The 15,332-nt window shown below is 65.3% G+C and carries 14 protein-coding genes; 5 read left to right on the top strand and 9 right to left on the bottom strand.

Annotated elements, in window-relative coordinates; genetic code table 11:
* Positions 1-12 precede the first annotated feature (12 nt).
* From Q376_RS0107360 to Q376_RS0107340, 5 genes are all read left to right on the top strand, one after another.
* Positions 13-1,221 (top strand): extracellular solute-binding protein, encoded by a 1,209-nt coding sequence (locus tag Q376_RS0107360; RefSeq protein ID WP_162177892.1) that lies wholly within the window; start codon positions 13-15, stop codon positions 1,219-1,221.
* Positions 1,222-1,322: 101 nt separating this feature from the next.
* On the top strand, positions 1,323-2,393 hold the full coding sequence (locus Q376_RS0107355) for an ABC transporter ATP-binding protein (protein WP_027349780.1): 1,071 nt from the start codon (positions 1,323-1,325) through the stop codon (positions 2,391-2,393).
* Positions 2,394-2,405: 12 nt separating this feature from the next.
* Positions 2,406-3,410 carry an ABC transporter permease gene (locus tag Q376_RS0107350; RefSeq protein WP_081803443.1) on the top strand — a complete coding sequence of 335 codons (1,005 nt, stop codon included), beginning with the start codon at positions 2,406-2,408 and terminating at the stop codon, positions 3,408-3,410.
* Entirely contained in the window at positions 3,407-4,366 is a 960-nt protein-coding gene (locus Q376_RS21740) for an ABC transporter permease (protein WP_081803442.1), read from the top strand. The genes Q376_RS0107350 and Q376_RS21740 overlap by 4 nt, the downstream gene beginning before the upstream one ends.
* Complete coding sequence (locus Q376_RS0107340) at positions 4,350-5,678, top strand: NAD(P)/FAD-dependent oxidoreductase (RefSeq protein WP_027349778.1); 1,329 nt, start codon at positions 4,350-4,352, stop codon at positions 5,676-5,678. Before Q376_RS21740 ends, Q376_RS0107340 begins: the two co-directional genes overlap by 17 nt.
* Position 5,679: 1 nt before the next feature.
* Here the strand turns inward: Q376_RS0107340 and Q376_RS0107335 are convergent, their stop codons facing one another.
* From Q376_RS0107335 to Q376_RS0107295, 9 genes are all read right to left on the bottom strand, one after another.
* Positions 5,680-6,318 (bottom strand): RraA family protein, encoded by a 639-nt coding sequence (locus Q376_RS0107335; protein ID WP_027349777.1) that lies wholly within the window; start codon positions 6,316-6,318, stop codon positions 5,680-5,682.
* Positions 6,315-7,091, bottom strand: coding sequence for an IucA/IucC family C-terminal-domain containing protein (locus Q376_RS0107330; RefSeq protein ID WP_027349776.1), 777 nt, complete (start codon positions 7,089-7,091; stop codon positions 6,315-6,317). The genes Q376_RS0107335 and Q376_RS0107330 overlap by 4 nt, the downstream gene beginning before the upstream one ends.
* Positions 7,088-7,879, bottom strand: coding sequence for an ABC transporter ATP-binding protein (locus Q376_RS0107325; protein WP_027349775.1), 792 nt, complete (start codon positions 7,877-7,879; stop codon positions 7,088-7,090). The genes Q376_RS0107330 and Q376_RS0107325 overlap by 4 nt, the downstream gene beginning before the upstream one ends.
* Positions 7,880-7,890: 11 nt before the next feature.
* Complete coding sequence (locus tag Q376_RS0107320; protein ID WP_245598916.1) at positions 7,891-8,859, bottom strand: FecCD family ABC transporter permease; 969 nt, start codon at positions 8,857-8,859, stop codon at positions 7,891-7,893.
* Positions 8,860-8,920: 61 nt separating this feature from the next.
* Positions 8,921-9,910, bottom strand: coding sequence for a FecCD family ABC transporter permease (locus Q376_RS0107315; RefSeq protein WP_027349773.1), 990 nt, complete (start codon positions 9,908-9,910; stop codon positions 8,921-8,923).
* Positions 9,907-10,824 carry an ABC transporter substrate-binding protein gene (locus Q376_RS0107310; protein ID WP_027349772.1) on the bottom strand — a complete coding sequence of 306 codons (918 nt, stop codon included), beginning with the start codon at positions 10,822-10,824 and terminating at the stop codon, positions 9,907-9,909. Before Q376_RS0107310 ends, Q376_RS0107315 begins: the two co-directional genes overlap by 4 nt.
* Entirely contained in the window at positions 10,814-12,679 is a 1,866-nt protein-coding gene (locus Q376_RS0107305; protein ID WP_027349771.1) for an IucA/IucC family protein, read from the bottom strand. Before Q376_RS0107305 ends, Q376_RS0107310 begins: the two co-directional genes overlap by 11 nt.
* Positions 12,680-12,683: 4 nt before the next feature.
* On the bottom strand, positions 12,684-13,457 hold the full coding sequence (locus tag Q376_RS0107300) for an HpcH/HpaI aldolase family protein (protein WP_027349770.1): 774 nt from the start codon (positions 13,455-13,457) through the stop codon (positions 12,684-12,686).
* On the bottom strand, positions 13,451-15,319 hold the full coding sequence (locus Q376_RS0107295) for an IucA/IucC family protein (RefSeq protein WP_027349769.1): 1,869 nt from the start codon (positions 15,317-15,319) through the stop codon (positions 13,451-13,453). The genes Q376_RS0107300 and Q376_RS0107295 overlap by 7 nt, the downstream gene beginning before the upstream one ends.
* Positions 15,320-15,332: the final 13 nt, after the last annotated feature.

The following is a 15,332-nucleotide window of genomic DNA, read 5'->3' as shown; positions in this document are numbered from 1 at the left end:
AGGAGAATAATCGTGGCCTGTACTGACGAACTCGAATTGCAATGTGACATCCGCGCGCAGGACGACAATCCTGGCGAGGCAATCTCTCCAGTCTCCAACCGCGCAGCGGGATTCACCCGTCGAACCCTGCTCAAGACGGCCGCCGCCGGCACCGTTCTGGCCGCCGCGCCTTTCTATGTGAGGAATGCCTTTTCCTCTTCGGGCGAGCTCAACATCATGTGCTGGTCGGGGGAACTACCCGACGATGTGATGGCGGATTTCACCGCGGCGACCGGCATCCGGGTCAACAGAACGCCGTTCTCGTCGAACGAAGAGCTGATCAATAAATTGCAGGCGACCTTCGGCGAAGGTTTCGACCTGGTCATGCCCTCGTTCAATCGCGCACCGGAGTTCCAGTTCCTCGAGCTGCTGGCGCCTTTCGATACCAATCGCCTGAACATGGAGGCTTTCCTGCCTGCCATGCTGGAGGCCTCCAGCAATCTCTGGACCTGGGAAGGCGAGCTTCATCACCTCCCCCATTTGTGGGGCTCCGAAGGGCTGTCCTGGCGCAGCGACAAACTGGAGCTCAGTTACGAAGAGGCCAGCTACGGACTGCTCTGGGATCCACGCTTCGATCGCCAGGTCCAGATGCGCCCGGTCTCCGGTCTGCTGGGACTTGGGCTGTGGCTCGATGCGACCGGGAAGCTTCCGACCAATCGAATGCTCGACAGCTACAAAGACGAAGCGACGATGCGCAAGATCTACGACGAGCTGCTGGCCTACGCCGTAGCGCACAAATCGCAGATCAAGCAGTTCTGGGATTCGAGCGACAACGCCAAATCCGGCTATATCGAAAACGGCTGCGTGATTGGCCAGACCTGGGACGGTCCGGCGTTGGACCTGGCCAAATCCAACCAGCCAGTAAAATTCATTGCCCCTCAGGAAGGCGCGCTGGCGTGGATCGATGGCTTCTCATTGACCAGCGCGGCGAGAAACATCGAACAGATCTATGCCTTCCTCGACTACATCACCCAACCCGAAGTCGCAGGAAAAATCGCCACCGGCTCCAGCTACAACTCAAGCATCAAGGGTGCCGAGGCCTACGTTCCCGAGGCCGACAGGGCGCTGTTCTCCCAATCCTATCCTGCGAATGCGTTGGAAAGACTCTGGCGCTATCCATCGAGCCCCGCTTGGTTCATTTCGGCTAGAAATGAATACGCGGAGAAATTCAAGGTAGCTTGAAGGCGAAGAATCGCCCTCTCGATTGAGCTCGCGCGGAGCCTCTCCGACGCACCTGATCATTCTCGAGTTATCGATATGCCTTTTGCATAAAGGGATACGCCATGACTATTGCAGTCGAGTTGGAAAAAGTCAGCATCCAGTTCGGGAGCTTCACCGCGGTCGAAGAAACCGATCTCGAGATTCAGGAGGGAGAGTTCTTCAGCTTCCTAGGCCCTTCCGGCTGCGGCAAGACCACCCTCCTGCGCACGATTTCCGGTTTCACTCACCCGAGCTATGGAAAGGTTCGCATCGGCGGGGTCGATATGGCCGGGATCGGTCCCAACAAGCGCCCCACTGCGCTCATTTTCCAGAATCTGGCGCTGTTTCCGATGATGTCGGTGGCCGAAAACGTCGGCTACGGCCTGCGCGTGCGCGGCGTGGCACGCGGCGTGCGCGATGCCAAGGTCGCCAGGCTGCTCGACCAGGTGGCGCTGTCGCCGCACGCCGACAAGAAGATCAACGAGCTGTCGGGTGGTCAGAAGCAGCGTGTGGCGATCGCCCGGGCGCTGGCAGTGGAGCCCAAGGTGCTGCTGCTCGACGAGCCGCTCTCGGCGCTGGATCTCAAGCTGCGCCAGCACATGAGACGCGAGCTCCGGGAAATCCAGCAGCGCGTCGGTATCACGTTCATCTACATCACCCACGACCAGGGCGAAGCCTTGACCATGTCCGACCGTGTCGCGGTGATGAACGCAGGACGCATCGAGCAGGTCGGCGATGGACGCAGCATCTATGCCCAGCCCAAAACCTCCTTCGTCGCCTCCTTCGTCGGTGAGAACAACGCCATCCCCGGCACCATCCTTGCGACCGAGGGCGAGCTCGCGACGCTCGATACCCCAGTGGGCGTGTTGAGCGGGCGCAATCCCACCCGGCTCGGCGCAGGCGGGGAAGCGACGCTGTTCATTCGCCCGGAGCTGCTGCGCCTGAGCGATGGCACGCCGAGCGAGTGCGCGATTCCGACTCGGGTCGGCAGTGCAGCCTATGAGGGCTCGATGACCCATCTGCAGCTCGACGCGGCCGCCGGCACCCGGATCATGGCCTCGGTCATCGCCGCGCACGCATCCGCTCATCCGCAGGTCGGCCAGCCCTTGAGCGCGGGTTTCGACCCCCACCACGCCGTCGTACTGGCCGGCTGAGGAGACGATGCGATGAAAGGGCTCTCGATCACCTTCGCCGCCACGCTGATCGTGGTCGCGATATTCCTGCTGCTGATGATGCTCGAGCGCAAGAAAGGCGGGCGCGGGATGTCTTTCTTCGAGCGCAACGGCGTCTTGATCGGCACCTACCTGATCCTCGCCGTCGGCTTCTGGACCATCGTCACCATCATCATGCCGATGGTCTTCATGGTCGATCTCTCGTTCCGGCCGAAGCTGCCTCCTTCGCAGGTGGGCGGACCGCTCGACGAGTACACGCTCAAGAACTACCGGTACTTTCTCTTCGGCAGCTCGACCAGCGCTGAAGCATGGAACACCGTCCATATCCGCGCCTTCTTCGTCACCATCGTGGCCAGCATCATCCTGACCCTGGTGAACTTCGCGATCTGCTACCCGATCGCCTACTACATGGCCCAGGCGGCCACGCTGAAGAAACTGCGCATCGTATTGCTGCTGTTGATCATTCCCTACTGGGTCAACGACATCCTGCGCGCCTTCGCTTTTCGCATCCTGCTATCGGAAAACGGCTTCGTGAACGGCGTGCTCGACTGGATGGGCCTGGCGGGCGCTCCGTTCGACTTCCTCGGTGCGAACGTAGGGCTCTACATGGCCCTGTGCTACTCGCATCTGCTGATCATGATCTTCCCGCTCTACAACGCGATCGAGAGCCAGGATCACAATCAGATAGAAGCCGCCCGAGATCTCGGCGCGCCCTGGTGGCACATCCATCTCTTCGTGGTCATGCCCCATGCCAAGCCCGGCATCGCCTCGGGCATGACCCTGTGCTTCATGCTCACCGCTGGTGCGGTGGCGACGCCGATGGTGCTCGGTGGACCTCGCTCTCTATGGTTCACCCCGATCGTCTACGACCGCTTCTACCAGCTCTTCGACTGGCCCCAGGGCGCCGCCTACGCCTTCATCCTGCTGCTGGCCTGCATCGTGTTCGTGCTCACCGTGCTCAAGATCTCGGGCCTCAAACTGGGGGAAATCACGCGATGAAATCAGCCATGCTCAATCGCTTCATCGTCGCCGTCTACATGGTCTCCTTCTTCACCTTCCTGCTGGGCCCTTTGGCGGTGATGGTGGTGTCCGCGTTCAATACCCCCGCCTATCCGCAGGTGTGGCCGATCGAGGGCTTGACCCTCGAGTGGTTCCAAAGGCTCGCCAGCGATGCCGAAATACTGGAAGGCCTGAAAACCAGCGTGATCATCGGCATCTTCGTGGTGCTGGTGTCAGTGCCGGTGGGCCTGGCGGGCGCCATCTGCATGACCCAGATCTTCCGCTCGGCCCGCTCGTTCTACTACTTCGTGGTGGTGGCGCCGGTGCTCACCCCAGGGATCGTGATCGGGATCAGCACCGTCGTGTTCTGGCGTGACTTCAGCGGCCTGGCCGGCCTGCGGGAGCTGATGTACGACGGCATCGTACTGACCGTACTGGGCCAGTCGAGCTTCATTTCCTCCTACTGCATGCTGATCATCATGGCGCGTCTGCAGCGCTTCGAATCGGCCCAGGAAGAGGCCGCGCTCGATCTCGGCGCGAGCTTTCCGCAGGCCTTCCGGCACATCCTGCTGCCCTTCCTGCGCCCAGCGATCCTATCCGCGGCGGTGCTTGCGTTCCTGACCTCGTTCGAGAACTACAACACCACCACCTTCTCGATCCTGGCGGACAAGACGCTGACCACGGTCCTCGCCGGCCGGGTGCGGCTGGGCTCTTCGCCGGTGATCAGCGCACTCGCCACCATCATCGTGATGCTCACCCTCGTCGCCGCGCTTGCCTACGAGCTCATCAAGCGACGGGAGGACCGCCGCAACGCGCGCCGCAAGAAGACCGCCATGGCCGCGGAGGACGCGGAGCTCTCCCCGGGCGCCCCACGCCCTGCGCCCAAGTCCACTGACACTCCCCCCCTTCGCCCGTCACCATCGCCAAGGAATGCCATCCATGTCTCCTCGCGTTGAAGCTCTCCATTCGAACGACGCCCTGCCCGCTCGAGCCGATGTGGTCATCGTCGGCGGTGGGATCGTCGGCGTCTGCGCGGCACTTGCGCTGAGAAAGCGCGGCCTGTCGGTCGCGGTGCTGGAGAAAGGCGTGATCGCGGGGGAGCAATCCAGCCGTAACTGGGGCTGGTGCCGTGAACAGCTGCGTTCACTGCCGGAAGTGCCGCTGGCGATGAAAAGCATGGCGCTGTGGCGCAACATGAGCGACGCGATCGGCGAGGACAGCGGCTTTCGCCAAACCGGCATGATGGTAGTGACCAAGGATCCCAGCGAAGTGGCACGCTGGGAGGGTTGGCTGCGGAGCACCAAGGCGTACGGCATGGAGGGCGGCCTGCTCTCAGCGTCCGAGACACATGCCGCGCTGCCCGCCACCAGCGAGCGCTGGATCGGCGCGATCCACTCGCCGGTCGACGGTTGGGCGGAGCCTGCGATCGCGGCCCCCGCGATCGCGCGCAGCGCTCAACGACAGGGGGTGACGATCCACCAGCAATGCGCGGTGCGCGGGTGGGAAACCTCCGCGGGACGGATATCCCACGTGGTCACCGAGCGCGGTGAAATCCGCACCCAGGCCGTGCTGTGCGCGGCAGGCGCTTGGTCGACGATGCTATTGCGCCGCCACGGCATCGACTTTCCGCAATCGGGGGTGTATGCCACCGCCTTTCGCACCACGGCCGCGGCGCAAATCCACCCGGGTGGCGTCGGCAGCCCGAAGTTCTCCTATCGTCGCCGCATCGATGGCGGATACACCATTGGCCTGCGTGGGCGCGGACGGATAGAGCTGACCCCGATGGGCTTGCGCCAGGCGCGCCACTTCGCCCCACTGTTCATCCGTCGCCGGGGCGAGCTCACCATCCGCATCGGCAAGTCGTTCCTGAGCGGTCCCGGCGCCTGGAGTAGCTGGCAGCTCGATCGTCCATCACCGTTCGAGCGCCACCGCATCTACGATCCGAGCCCCGATCCGAAGCTCATCGAAGCCGGGCTCGCAGCCTTCCATGCGGCCTATCCGAGCATGGCCCACACCCGCGTGGCCGAGAGCTGGGGCGGGTTGATCGATGCGACGCCGGACATGGTCCCGGTGATCTCGCCAGTGGATGGCGTGCCCGGCTGCTATCTCGCCAGCGGCTTCAGCGGCCACGGATTCGCCATCGGCCCGGGAGCCGGCTTTCTCGCCGCCGAGATGATCGCGGGCGAGGTGCCCTCGGTCGACCCGACGCCGTTCCGGCTCGAGCGTTTCTTCGATGGAACGCAGCACCGGATTCATCAATGGGTATGAGCTAGCGCTTCGCCCCGGGGCCGTCGCGCTCGGCGAGCCTCGAGGCGAATTTCGCCCGGGATGCCTGGTCCTGCGCTTCCTTCGCCAGCAGTTCGGGCAAAAGCGCCTCGGCAAGGCTCGGGCCGAGGATGAACACGCCGTCATCGTCGCCGACGGCGAGGTCCCCAGGTGCCACATCCACACCGGCGATTTCTATCGCGCCGTTGACCTCCCCGCTCAGCCCGATCTTGCGCGTGGTCACCGCACTCACGCCCTGGCAGAACACCGGCAATCGCAGCCGGCGCAGGGCGCGCGCGTCGGTGACCGGACCCGCCACCACCACCCCTGCGAGGCCTTTGATCAGCCCAGCCATGGTGCGCAGCTCCCCCCAGCATGCGTAGTCGTCACCGACGCACTCGATCACCAGCACATCTCCCGGCCGGCTCGATAGCAGCGCCTCGCGCAGTACGCTGCCGTCGGGGGGAAAGACCTTGGCCGTCACCACGTTGCCGACCATGTGCAGGTCATCGAACAGCGCCTCGATACCGCGCAGGTAGCCTTGGCTGTTGAGGTGGCCGATGGTCGACGAGCCGATCCCCTGGTAGCGGCGGATCGACTCCTCGCCCATCCCTTGGCGACGTGGCGCGATGCGATAGCTCATCGTTTTTTCCTCGGCCGCAGCAGCGGGCAGGTAGAACAGTATTGCGCAGGCTCGGTGGCCTGGTAATAGAAGCAGCAGGTCCGGCGAAATCGAATGCTTCGCCGGCCGTCGTCGAGCGGCGTCGGTGGCCTACGGAAATGGCCCAGCGGGTTGTAGTCGAGGCCGAACATGGCGGCAGGCGCTTGTCTCAGCAACCAGTCGAAGTCCGTAGCGCAGCGCGCTCGGGTCGCCTCGTCGTCAAGATTTGCCATCCGCTTTTCGTAAAGCGAGTAGACCCGCACCGCAGTGTTCTCCCAGAGGATCCGCCGCGGCAGGCCGGTGACCCCGTAGAACGTCTGCCACAGCGGCTGCAGCAGCCCGGCGAACAGCGTGCCGGCGATCTCCTCGCGCCAGGCGTCCCGCTGGCCCTCGGGGTAACGGGAGGCCCGCAGTCGCTCGAGCGGCATGGATGAGGTCCAGCGTCCCGCGTCATGGCCGTATTCGATGATCGCGTTGTCCAGCGACAGGGTCAGCCCCTTGTCGAAGACCGACATCGCATAGAGGCAGGCGCCGGTGGCGAGAAAGGAGATCCGCTTGGCCAAAAGCGAAGCGGTGATCCGACGCGAGGGCGAGCCGATGATCGGCGCCAGGCGGTCCAGCACTTGCGTGCAGCTCTCTTCACGCAACAGCGAACGCGCCTCCAGCGAGCGCGCGCGGTCCCGCTCGCTGGCGGCCTTCAGCCGCAGCGTGCCGCTCAGCACCGCCCACTCCTCGGCGGTGAACGCCGCATTCACGGCGGTGCCTCCCGCCCGAACGGGATGCACAGGGGGGTGCCGAAGAACGGATCGGGGATCACCCGGCAGTCGAGATCGAACACGGTCTTGACCAGCGCCTCGGTGAGGATGTCATCAGGGCGTCCCTGGGCGAAGACGGTGCGCTGGTGGACGGCGACCATGTGGTCCGCGTAGCGACAGGCCAGGTTGAGATCGTGCAGCACCATGATGATGGTCTTGCCCTCGCCCCGGTTGAGCTCGCGCAGCAGGTCCAGCACTTCGATCTGGTAGGCAAGGTCAAGGAAGGTGGTCGGCTCGTCGAGCAGCACGATCCCGGTGTCCTGCGCCAGGGTCATGGCGATCCATGCACGCTGGCGCTGACCGCCGGAAAGCGAATCCACCGGGCGCTCGGCCAGCGCCTCCAGACCTGTACGCGCCAGCGCCCGAGCGACCATCGCTTCGTCCTCGCTCGACCACTGCTGCATCCAGTTCTGGTAGGGATAACGCCCCAGGCTCACCAGCTGCCGGACGCTGATTCCCTCCGGCGCGACCGGCATCTGCGGCAGGATCGCAAGCTCGCGCGCCACTACCGCGGTGGGCTTTTGCTGGATGTCCGCGCCATTCAGCAGCACCACACCCTGCACCGGCTTGAGCAGCCGGGCGAAGGACTTGAGCAAGGTGCTCTTGCCGCAGCCGTTACCGCCGATCAGCACCGAGACCTCGCCATAGGGCAGCTCGATGTCCAGCCCCTCGATGATCGTCTGGCGCTGATAGCCCAGTGTCAGGCCACGACTCGCGATGGCGCTCATGCCTTGACTCCTCAATGACGCTGCCTGATCAGCAGGTACAGGAAAAACGGTGTGCCCAGCACGGCGACGAAGATACCGGCGGGCAGGTCCAACGGCAAAAACAGCGTGCGCCCGGCCAGGTCGGCCAGCATCAAGAGGCTTGCGCCGCTCAGCGCCGACATCGCCGCCTGCCCGGCGAAGCCCGCGGCGACCAGCCGCTTGGCGATATGGGGGGCGATCAGCCCGACGAAGGCCATTGCGCCTCCCCAGGCGATGGCCGCGCCGGCCAGCGCCACGCTCACCATCAGCAAGGCGGCCCGCAGCCACTCGACCCGCACCCCGATTCCTCTCGCCAGCCCGTCGTCCAGCTGCTGCACCATCACCTGGCGCGACAGCACGACCAGTAGCGGCAGCAGGGCCAGCAGCCAAAAGGCCAGCGCACGCGCCTCGGCCCAATTGGCGCCGTAGACGCTGCCGGTGAGCCAGACGTAGGCCGAAAGCGTAGTGCTCAGCGGGCTGAACACCAGCATGAAGGTGGTCGCAGCGGCCAACAGCGCCGATATACCGACGCCGATCAGCACCAGCCGCAGCGGCGAGGCGCCCTGCTTCCAGGCCAGCAGATAGACCGTGAGCACCGCAAGCCCGGCCCCCAGCATCGCCGCCAGCGGGATGAACCGCTGCCCCAGCACCGCGGCGAACGAAGACAGGTAGAGCACCGCCGCCGCGCTGGCGCCGCTGGTGATCCCCAAAAGGTCCGGCGAGGCCAGTGGATTGCGAATGATCGCCTGGAGGATCAACCCGGAGACCGACAGCGCCGCGCCGACCAGCGCCGCCAGCAGCAGGCGCGGCAGGCGCAGCTGCTCGACGATGAAGACCAGGCTCTGATCCCCCTCGCCGAACAGCGCACGCAATACCGCCAGCGGCGAGAGCACGACCTTGCCCAGGCACAGCGAGGCGAGTGCCACAAGCGCAGTGACCGCTGCCGCGATCATCAATCGCATGAGCGTCGAGAGCTCGATGCGGCAGGAAAACCCGCCACGGCGCAGGACTAGAATCCTCGATCTAGCCATAGCGGCCACCCCGGCGTACCAGCGCGATGAAAAACGGTGCACCGAACACAGCGGTCATCACCCCGACGGGGACCTCCTGCGGCAGGATCACCACCCTCGCCAGCATGTCGGCCAACAGCAGCAGCGTCGCGCCGACCAAAGCGCAGCCCGGCAGCAGCCAGCGATGGTCGACCGAAAGCAACCTGCGCACCATGTGCGGCACCACCAGGCCGATGAAGCCGATGCTGCCGGCCAGCGCCACGGCGCTACCGGCCAGGGCGACGACCAATACGCTGATCAGCAGCCGGATCCAGCCGGTGCGCTGGCCCAGGCCGACCGCGATCTGCACGCCGGCATTCAATACGTTGACCTGTCCCGCCAGCAGCCACGCCCCACCAAGGGCTATCGCGGAGCAGATCAGAAGGGGTGCCGCGGTCGACAAGCTGCGCTCGGTCAGTGACCCCGCCAGCCAGAAAAGCACCGTATCCAGCCCGTCCTGGTTGATCACCAGCAGCGCCTGGCTGAAGGCGGAGAACATCGCAGTCATCGCCGCACCGGCCAGCACGATGCGCAGCGGCGAGAGACTGCCCTGCCCCGCATTGCCGATCAGCCACACCAGGCCGCCGGCGATGGCCGCTCCGAGGAATGCACACCAGAGCCACTGCTCAGGTGAGGAGAGCGAAAACACCGAGGTGAACAGGATCAAACAGAAGGCGGCCCCGGCATTGATGCCGAACAGCCCCGGCGAGGCCAGGGGGTTGCGGGTCAGCGCCTGCATCAGCGCACCCGCGACCGCAAGGCAGGCCCCTACCACGATGGCAAGCAGCGTGCGGGGCAGCCGCGTGCTGTTCACCAGGATATGGTCGAGATTCATCCCATCGGGCCGCACCAGTGCGATCATGGCTTCGGAGGGTGGAATCCAGCTAGCGCCGAAGGAGAGGCTCAGTACGCCACAGCACAGCAGTAGCACCGCCGCGATACTCAAGGTCCGGGCGTCGCTCATGAGGCGACGGCCGCGGTGGCGACCCGCTCGATATCGTCGAGCATCAGATTGGCGCCGAGAATGCCGCCGGAGAGGCTCCAGGCCACGCCATCGACCTGCCATACCCGCCCCCGCCGCGGCGCGCGCAGGCGCTGCCACAGCGGATGACCGACCAGCGCCTGGTAGCTGCGCTGCATCGAGGGGGTATCCGCGCGCAGGAAGACGAAGAAGATATCGGCGTCCACCACCGGCAGGCTCTCGCGACTGGTGAGCTTGATCGATACACCGCTGGCAGCGCGGCTGGCCTCGCTCCAGGTGAAGCCCAGCTGGTCGAGCACGGACCCTGAGAAGCTGCCCGGCAGGTAGCTGCGCACGTGGTCTTCGCGGATATCCAGCACCGACACCGTCAACGGCCAGTCATCGGCGAAGCGGCGCGCGAGCCGTTCACGCAGCCGCGCCACGCGCCGCCGCCAACCGGCCTGGATATCCATCGCCAGCTGGCGCCGATGCAGCGCCGCGCCCATCCGCAGCAGGGTCCGTTCGAACTCGAACACCTCATCGAGCATCAGCACCGGGCAGAGCTGCTCGAGCAGTACTGCGATGCGCTCGTGCCGAAAGCGCGAGGCGACGATCAGGTCAGGCGCCAGCAGCGCGATGTCCTCGAGGCTCGGCTGGGTCTCGAGTCCAACATGGGGCACCTCTGCCAATGCGGCGCGCAGGTAGCGATACATGGGCTTTTCACTCCATGAATCGACTACCCCACAGGGCGTCACCCCCAGCGCGACGGCGGTGTCGGTCGCGCCCTGGAACAGCGTCACCACCCGCATGGGTGGCGCGGCCTGCGCCGTCGGCGCCAACAGCCGCCAGGCCAGCAGGCCCATGGCCAGGCGAAAGGTTCCACGCCTGGAGTACGAATGCGCTCGATCAGCTGACACGGCCTATCCTGTGAAACGGGTTGATCACCTGCCCTTTGCCGAACGGCATGCTGCCCGGCCCTCCGGCGCGTTCGACCATCGGCCGCAGCAGCAGCTTGAGCGGCCAGTGCGGCGAGGCGAAGAGCCGATGATGCAGCATCTCGCGCGCCTCGTCATCGAAGCCGATGGCCGCGATCCGCTCTTCCATCACCTCGCGCAGCGCGGCCCACGAAGTCGCCGCCGGCAATCCATAGAGCTGCTCGAGGGTGTCGATGATCGCGCGCAGGTTGACCTGCATGCCAAGCGTCTGCAACCAGAAGAGCAGGTCCTCGGGGCGCTCATGGTAAAGCGTCTGGGCGTGCCCCTGCTTGATCCGGTAGCCCGGGTCGCTCATCCCGTTACGCTTGAGCCAGGGCACGTAGAGACGCAGCGAGTCATGGTCGCGCAGCAGCAGTCCCTGCACCTGTCCGGCCCGCCACACCAGCACGGCGTTCTGGCCATGGACCTCGCCGAGCATGCCGAGGCGGAACATGCGCAGGTTGACGTCGAAAAAGCGGTGGCACAGCTCGCGAAACAGCACCAGCACCGACGAAGCGTTGACCGGCAGTTCGCGATATTGCAGCCAGTCGTCGAAGAAATGCCGGTCGCTGCCGGGCAACGGCGAGCCCAGCGCCGCCATCGGCAGCAGTCGGCAAGCTGGATCGTCGAGCAGTTCGGGCGGATAGCTGCGCACCATCGCCGACAGGTGCCGCGGGGCCTCGTCGAACAACGTCGCCCCTGGCGGCATGAAGGCCCACCATTTGCTTTCGTCACATACGTGCAGCGTCTGGCCCAGCACTTCGTCCTGCTTGCGCGCCTGGCGCAGCAGGGCCTCGCTCAGCGAGCCATTGACCATCTTCACCGCCGGCAGGTAGCGCGAAGCCCCCAGCGAGTGGATCGCCATCGGCAGCTTGAGCTGATCGGTGCTGTGCCCGGGGCGCACCATCGAGCGTAGCGACGGGGTGGCATAGAAGGACGCGTCGTTGAACTCCAGCCGCTGGCAGTCTCCACGCTCGAATGCCTCGCCCAGCTGGGCCTCTAGCACCTGCTCGAATTGCCAAGGGTGCACCGGCAGCGCGATGTGGCTCTCGGCTATGCCACGTTTTTGCAGTTCGGCATGCAGCGCGGCCTGCTGCGATGGGCTGAGCAGGTAGTCGGCGGGGCTCTCTCCCTGCGATGCCACGCCATCGCCATACTGCAGCACAGCGCGCTCGACCGCGACCCAGTGGAGCGCCACCGGACTTGCGAACTCCGCCTGGTAGTGGCGGTACTGTTCGTCGGTCAGGCCCTGCTTGGCCTTGGCCAGCGGATGATAGGGCCGGTCGCGCAGCGAGGCCCACTGCTCCATCGCCAGGAAGAATGCGGCGTTGTCCCGCTCCAGCAGCTCGCCGGTATCGATCCGGTGGTCCAGCGACAGCTCGGTTTGCCGAACGCTGGTACGCAGCACCTCCATGAACAGCGCCAGTCCCTTCTCGTTGTCCGGGTAGCGCGGCGCAAGCGCCTTCAGCACCAAGGACATGAAGCGCTCGGGGCTCAGCTCATGCCAACGTTCGCCATGGCGTACGTACACCGGCGAGCCCGGGACCTTCTCCCACGACTGGGTGATACCGGGTCGCAGCGCGGCGACGATGAAGCGCTGCTCAGGCTCGTCGCAGCACCACTCCCAGATCCGCTGCTGCGGGTCTAGGGCTGCGAAGGCAGGCGGTCGTCCGGGCCCTCCCTCCCACTGCGCGGGGTCGGCGAGCCGCAGCGGCGCGCTGGCGAAGAACTCCTCCGCCAGCAGGCAGTCGATCAGATCCTGCATCACTTGCCGGGCGGCCATGTCGGTGGCATTCATTGGTTCATTCTCCTCCTGTCGAAGTGGCAGCCAGCTTGGCCTGCAGTGCACGGAAAGCGATCCCGCGCTCGTCTCCCAGCACGAAGCTCTTCACCCCGCGCTCGACCCAACGGGCGTGATCGTCCGGCTGGCGCGCGATCGCACAATAAGGCACGCCCGCACGCCTCGCCGCCTGCCAGGTCTCGGTCAGTGCCCGCTGGACCTCGGGCTGGTCGATGCGCCACGGCATGCCGAGCGACTGCGACAGATCGGCCGCACCTTCGAGGATCATGTCCAACCCCGGCACCGACGCGATCTCAGCGGCCCGCTGCGCGCCGGTGGCGCTCTCGATCATCGCCACGACCATGACCTGCTCGTTCGCGCGGGCGACGTACTCGGCCAGGCTGTGCTTGCCGAACGCACCAGGACGCCCGGCATTCAGGCTGCGCTGGCCGAGCGGATGGTACTTGCAGGCACGAATGGCGTCGGCCAGCTGCGCGGGTTGCTCGATCATCGGCAGCACGATGCCCTGGGCGCCTCCGTCGAGCAGGCGCAGCATCGCCTTGCCATCGAGATTCGCCACCCTCACCAGCGGCGTGAGGGCGTAGCTCTCCGCCGTGCGGATCATGTTCTCCACCGTTTCCGGATTGATCAGCACGTGCTCGGTATCGATGATCACGAAGTCGAACCCGGCCTCGGCGATCAGCTCGATGGCGGCCGGGGAAGGAATCGAGCTGATCAGCCCATAGACGGGTTCTGCAGCCGCAAGCTTCGCCTTCAGTCGATTGGGCCTCAGCATGCATTGCCTCCATGCGCGCACAGTGGATTGGGCACCGCTTTGAAGCGGCGCTCGCCGTCCCCCAGCAGCCGACGCTTGGTCAACTCCTCCACCTCGTAGCAAGGCGCGAAGACATCGAAGGTCGCGAAGCGCTCGCGATGCTGCGGGTGAGCGCTCTGGTAATCGGTGATCACCTCAGCGGTCATGCGCCAGAACTGGGCCTCATCGAGGCGATAATGCTGGCGCAGGAACACCGCAAGCTCCGCCAGGCAGATGAAGAAGAAGGCGTCGCAGGAGAAATCGCGCACCGCATCGACATCGTCGGTCAGGATGAAGGAGTTGCGGTTGATCTTGGCGTGGCTGGCGGGCAGCGGCACCAGCGTTGGACACAGCTCGGGGCGCGCCAGGTGGTGGGGCGAATAGCGCACGCCGTCGTGGAAGTCCTTCAGCGCGATGCGCCGGGGCCAGCCATCCTCGACGATCAGCACGATGTTCTGGCCATGGGACTCCATGCCAATGCCTTCGGCGTAGAGCATGTGAATGATCGGCGAGACGGTGACCTGCAGCATCTGCCGGGTCCAGGCAAGCAGGCCGTAGCGGCGGATCCAGGCGTCGATGAACGGCGTCTTCGCACCCGGTGCGTAGCGGTTCTCGAGGTGGCTCAGGCCATTGAAGGGCACTGCTTGTTCACCGTCGCGCAGATAGCCATGGATGCTCTCGCGCCAGATCGCACCCAGCGTGCCATACGCCTGTGCCATGCGGGTGGCCGGCAAGTGGGCGTAGTCGAAGCTGGCACCTGCGACTTCACCGAGAATGACGAAATCCAGCGCCTGCGCCGTCGGGTCGCTGGCGATCAGCCGCTGCAGCCAGTCGGTGATGATCGGTCCGTTCATCACCGTATGCTGGGCAAGGATGCGCGTGCTCGAGGTGTTGGTGATGCTCATCGCCAGCTTGACGTACGGGCGCCGCCTGTCGGTCGTGTTGGCCAGGGTGCGGATCGACTGCTGCGCCTGGTAGCGGTCCTCCGACTCGCCGAGGTAGACGATCTCCCCACTGAGCAGTTCGGCATGGAACACCGGCACGATGACCTCTTCCCACTGCCAGGGATGCACCGGTATCAGCTGGTAGTCGTCGATCGCGCGTCCCTCGTCCACCAGTGTCGCCGCCATTTCCCGCCAGCGCTGCGCACCGGCCTCTTGCTGGATGAAGGCGTTGAAATCCAACCGCTGCGAATGCTTGAACGAAGCGCAGGACCTGGCCACCGCCAGCCAGACGATCGCGATCGGCGTAGCGAACTCCGGGCCATAGCGCTGATTGTCAGCCAGCGAGAAGCCGATCCTCGATTTGTAGCAGGGGTGATAGCCGTGGGCATCCATGAAGTGGCGCTCGAGCTCATCCACGTCCAGCTCGTGCGCGGCGCCGGGCGGCTGGTAACCCTGGCTGCGCGCCTGCAGGTCCTTCAGCAGCGTCTGCTCCAGCTCCTCGACGAAACGCGGCAGATGCGCGCTGTCGCGAAGGTCACCGAGCAGCTCCGACAGCGCCTGGTGAAGCGAGGGCCGGCTGCGCTCGCCGCGGGCGTCGACCCGCTCCAGGCTGGTCGGGTCGAGGCGAATCAGCTCGAAGCTGTCGCTGCGCAGCCCGTTGCAGTGGTACTCGACGATCTCCTGCCGCTCGTCGGTGCCGGAGAGGATGAAGCGATGAAGATGCTCGTCCACCGGCTCGTGGCGATACGCCAGCACCGCTTCATAGCAAAGCGTCTGCAGCAGCTGGCCGACCACGCGCTGCTCGACCTGGCGGTGGAGCCCTGGGTCGACATTGGCCAAGGGGTGGCTGGGCATGGCTGCGGATGCTCGAGGCATCGCCCGTGAGGTGGTGGTGGTCATATCGGTTTCTCCA

It is taken from the genome of Halotalea alkalilenta DSM 17697 (genome assembly GCF_000621205.1).
Classification (GTDB): Bacteria; Pseudomonadota; Gammaproteobacteria; order Pseudomonadales; family Halomonadaceae; genus Halotalea; species Halotalea alkalilenta.
This window is presented reverse-complemented; position numbering and strand designations above follow the sequence as displayed.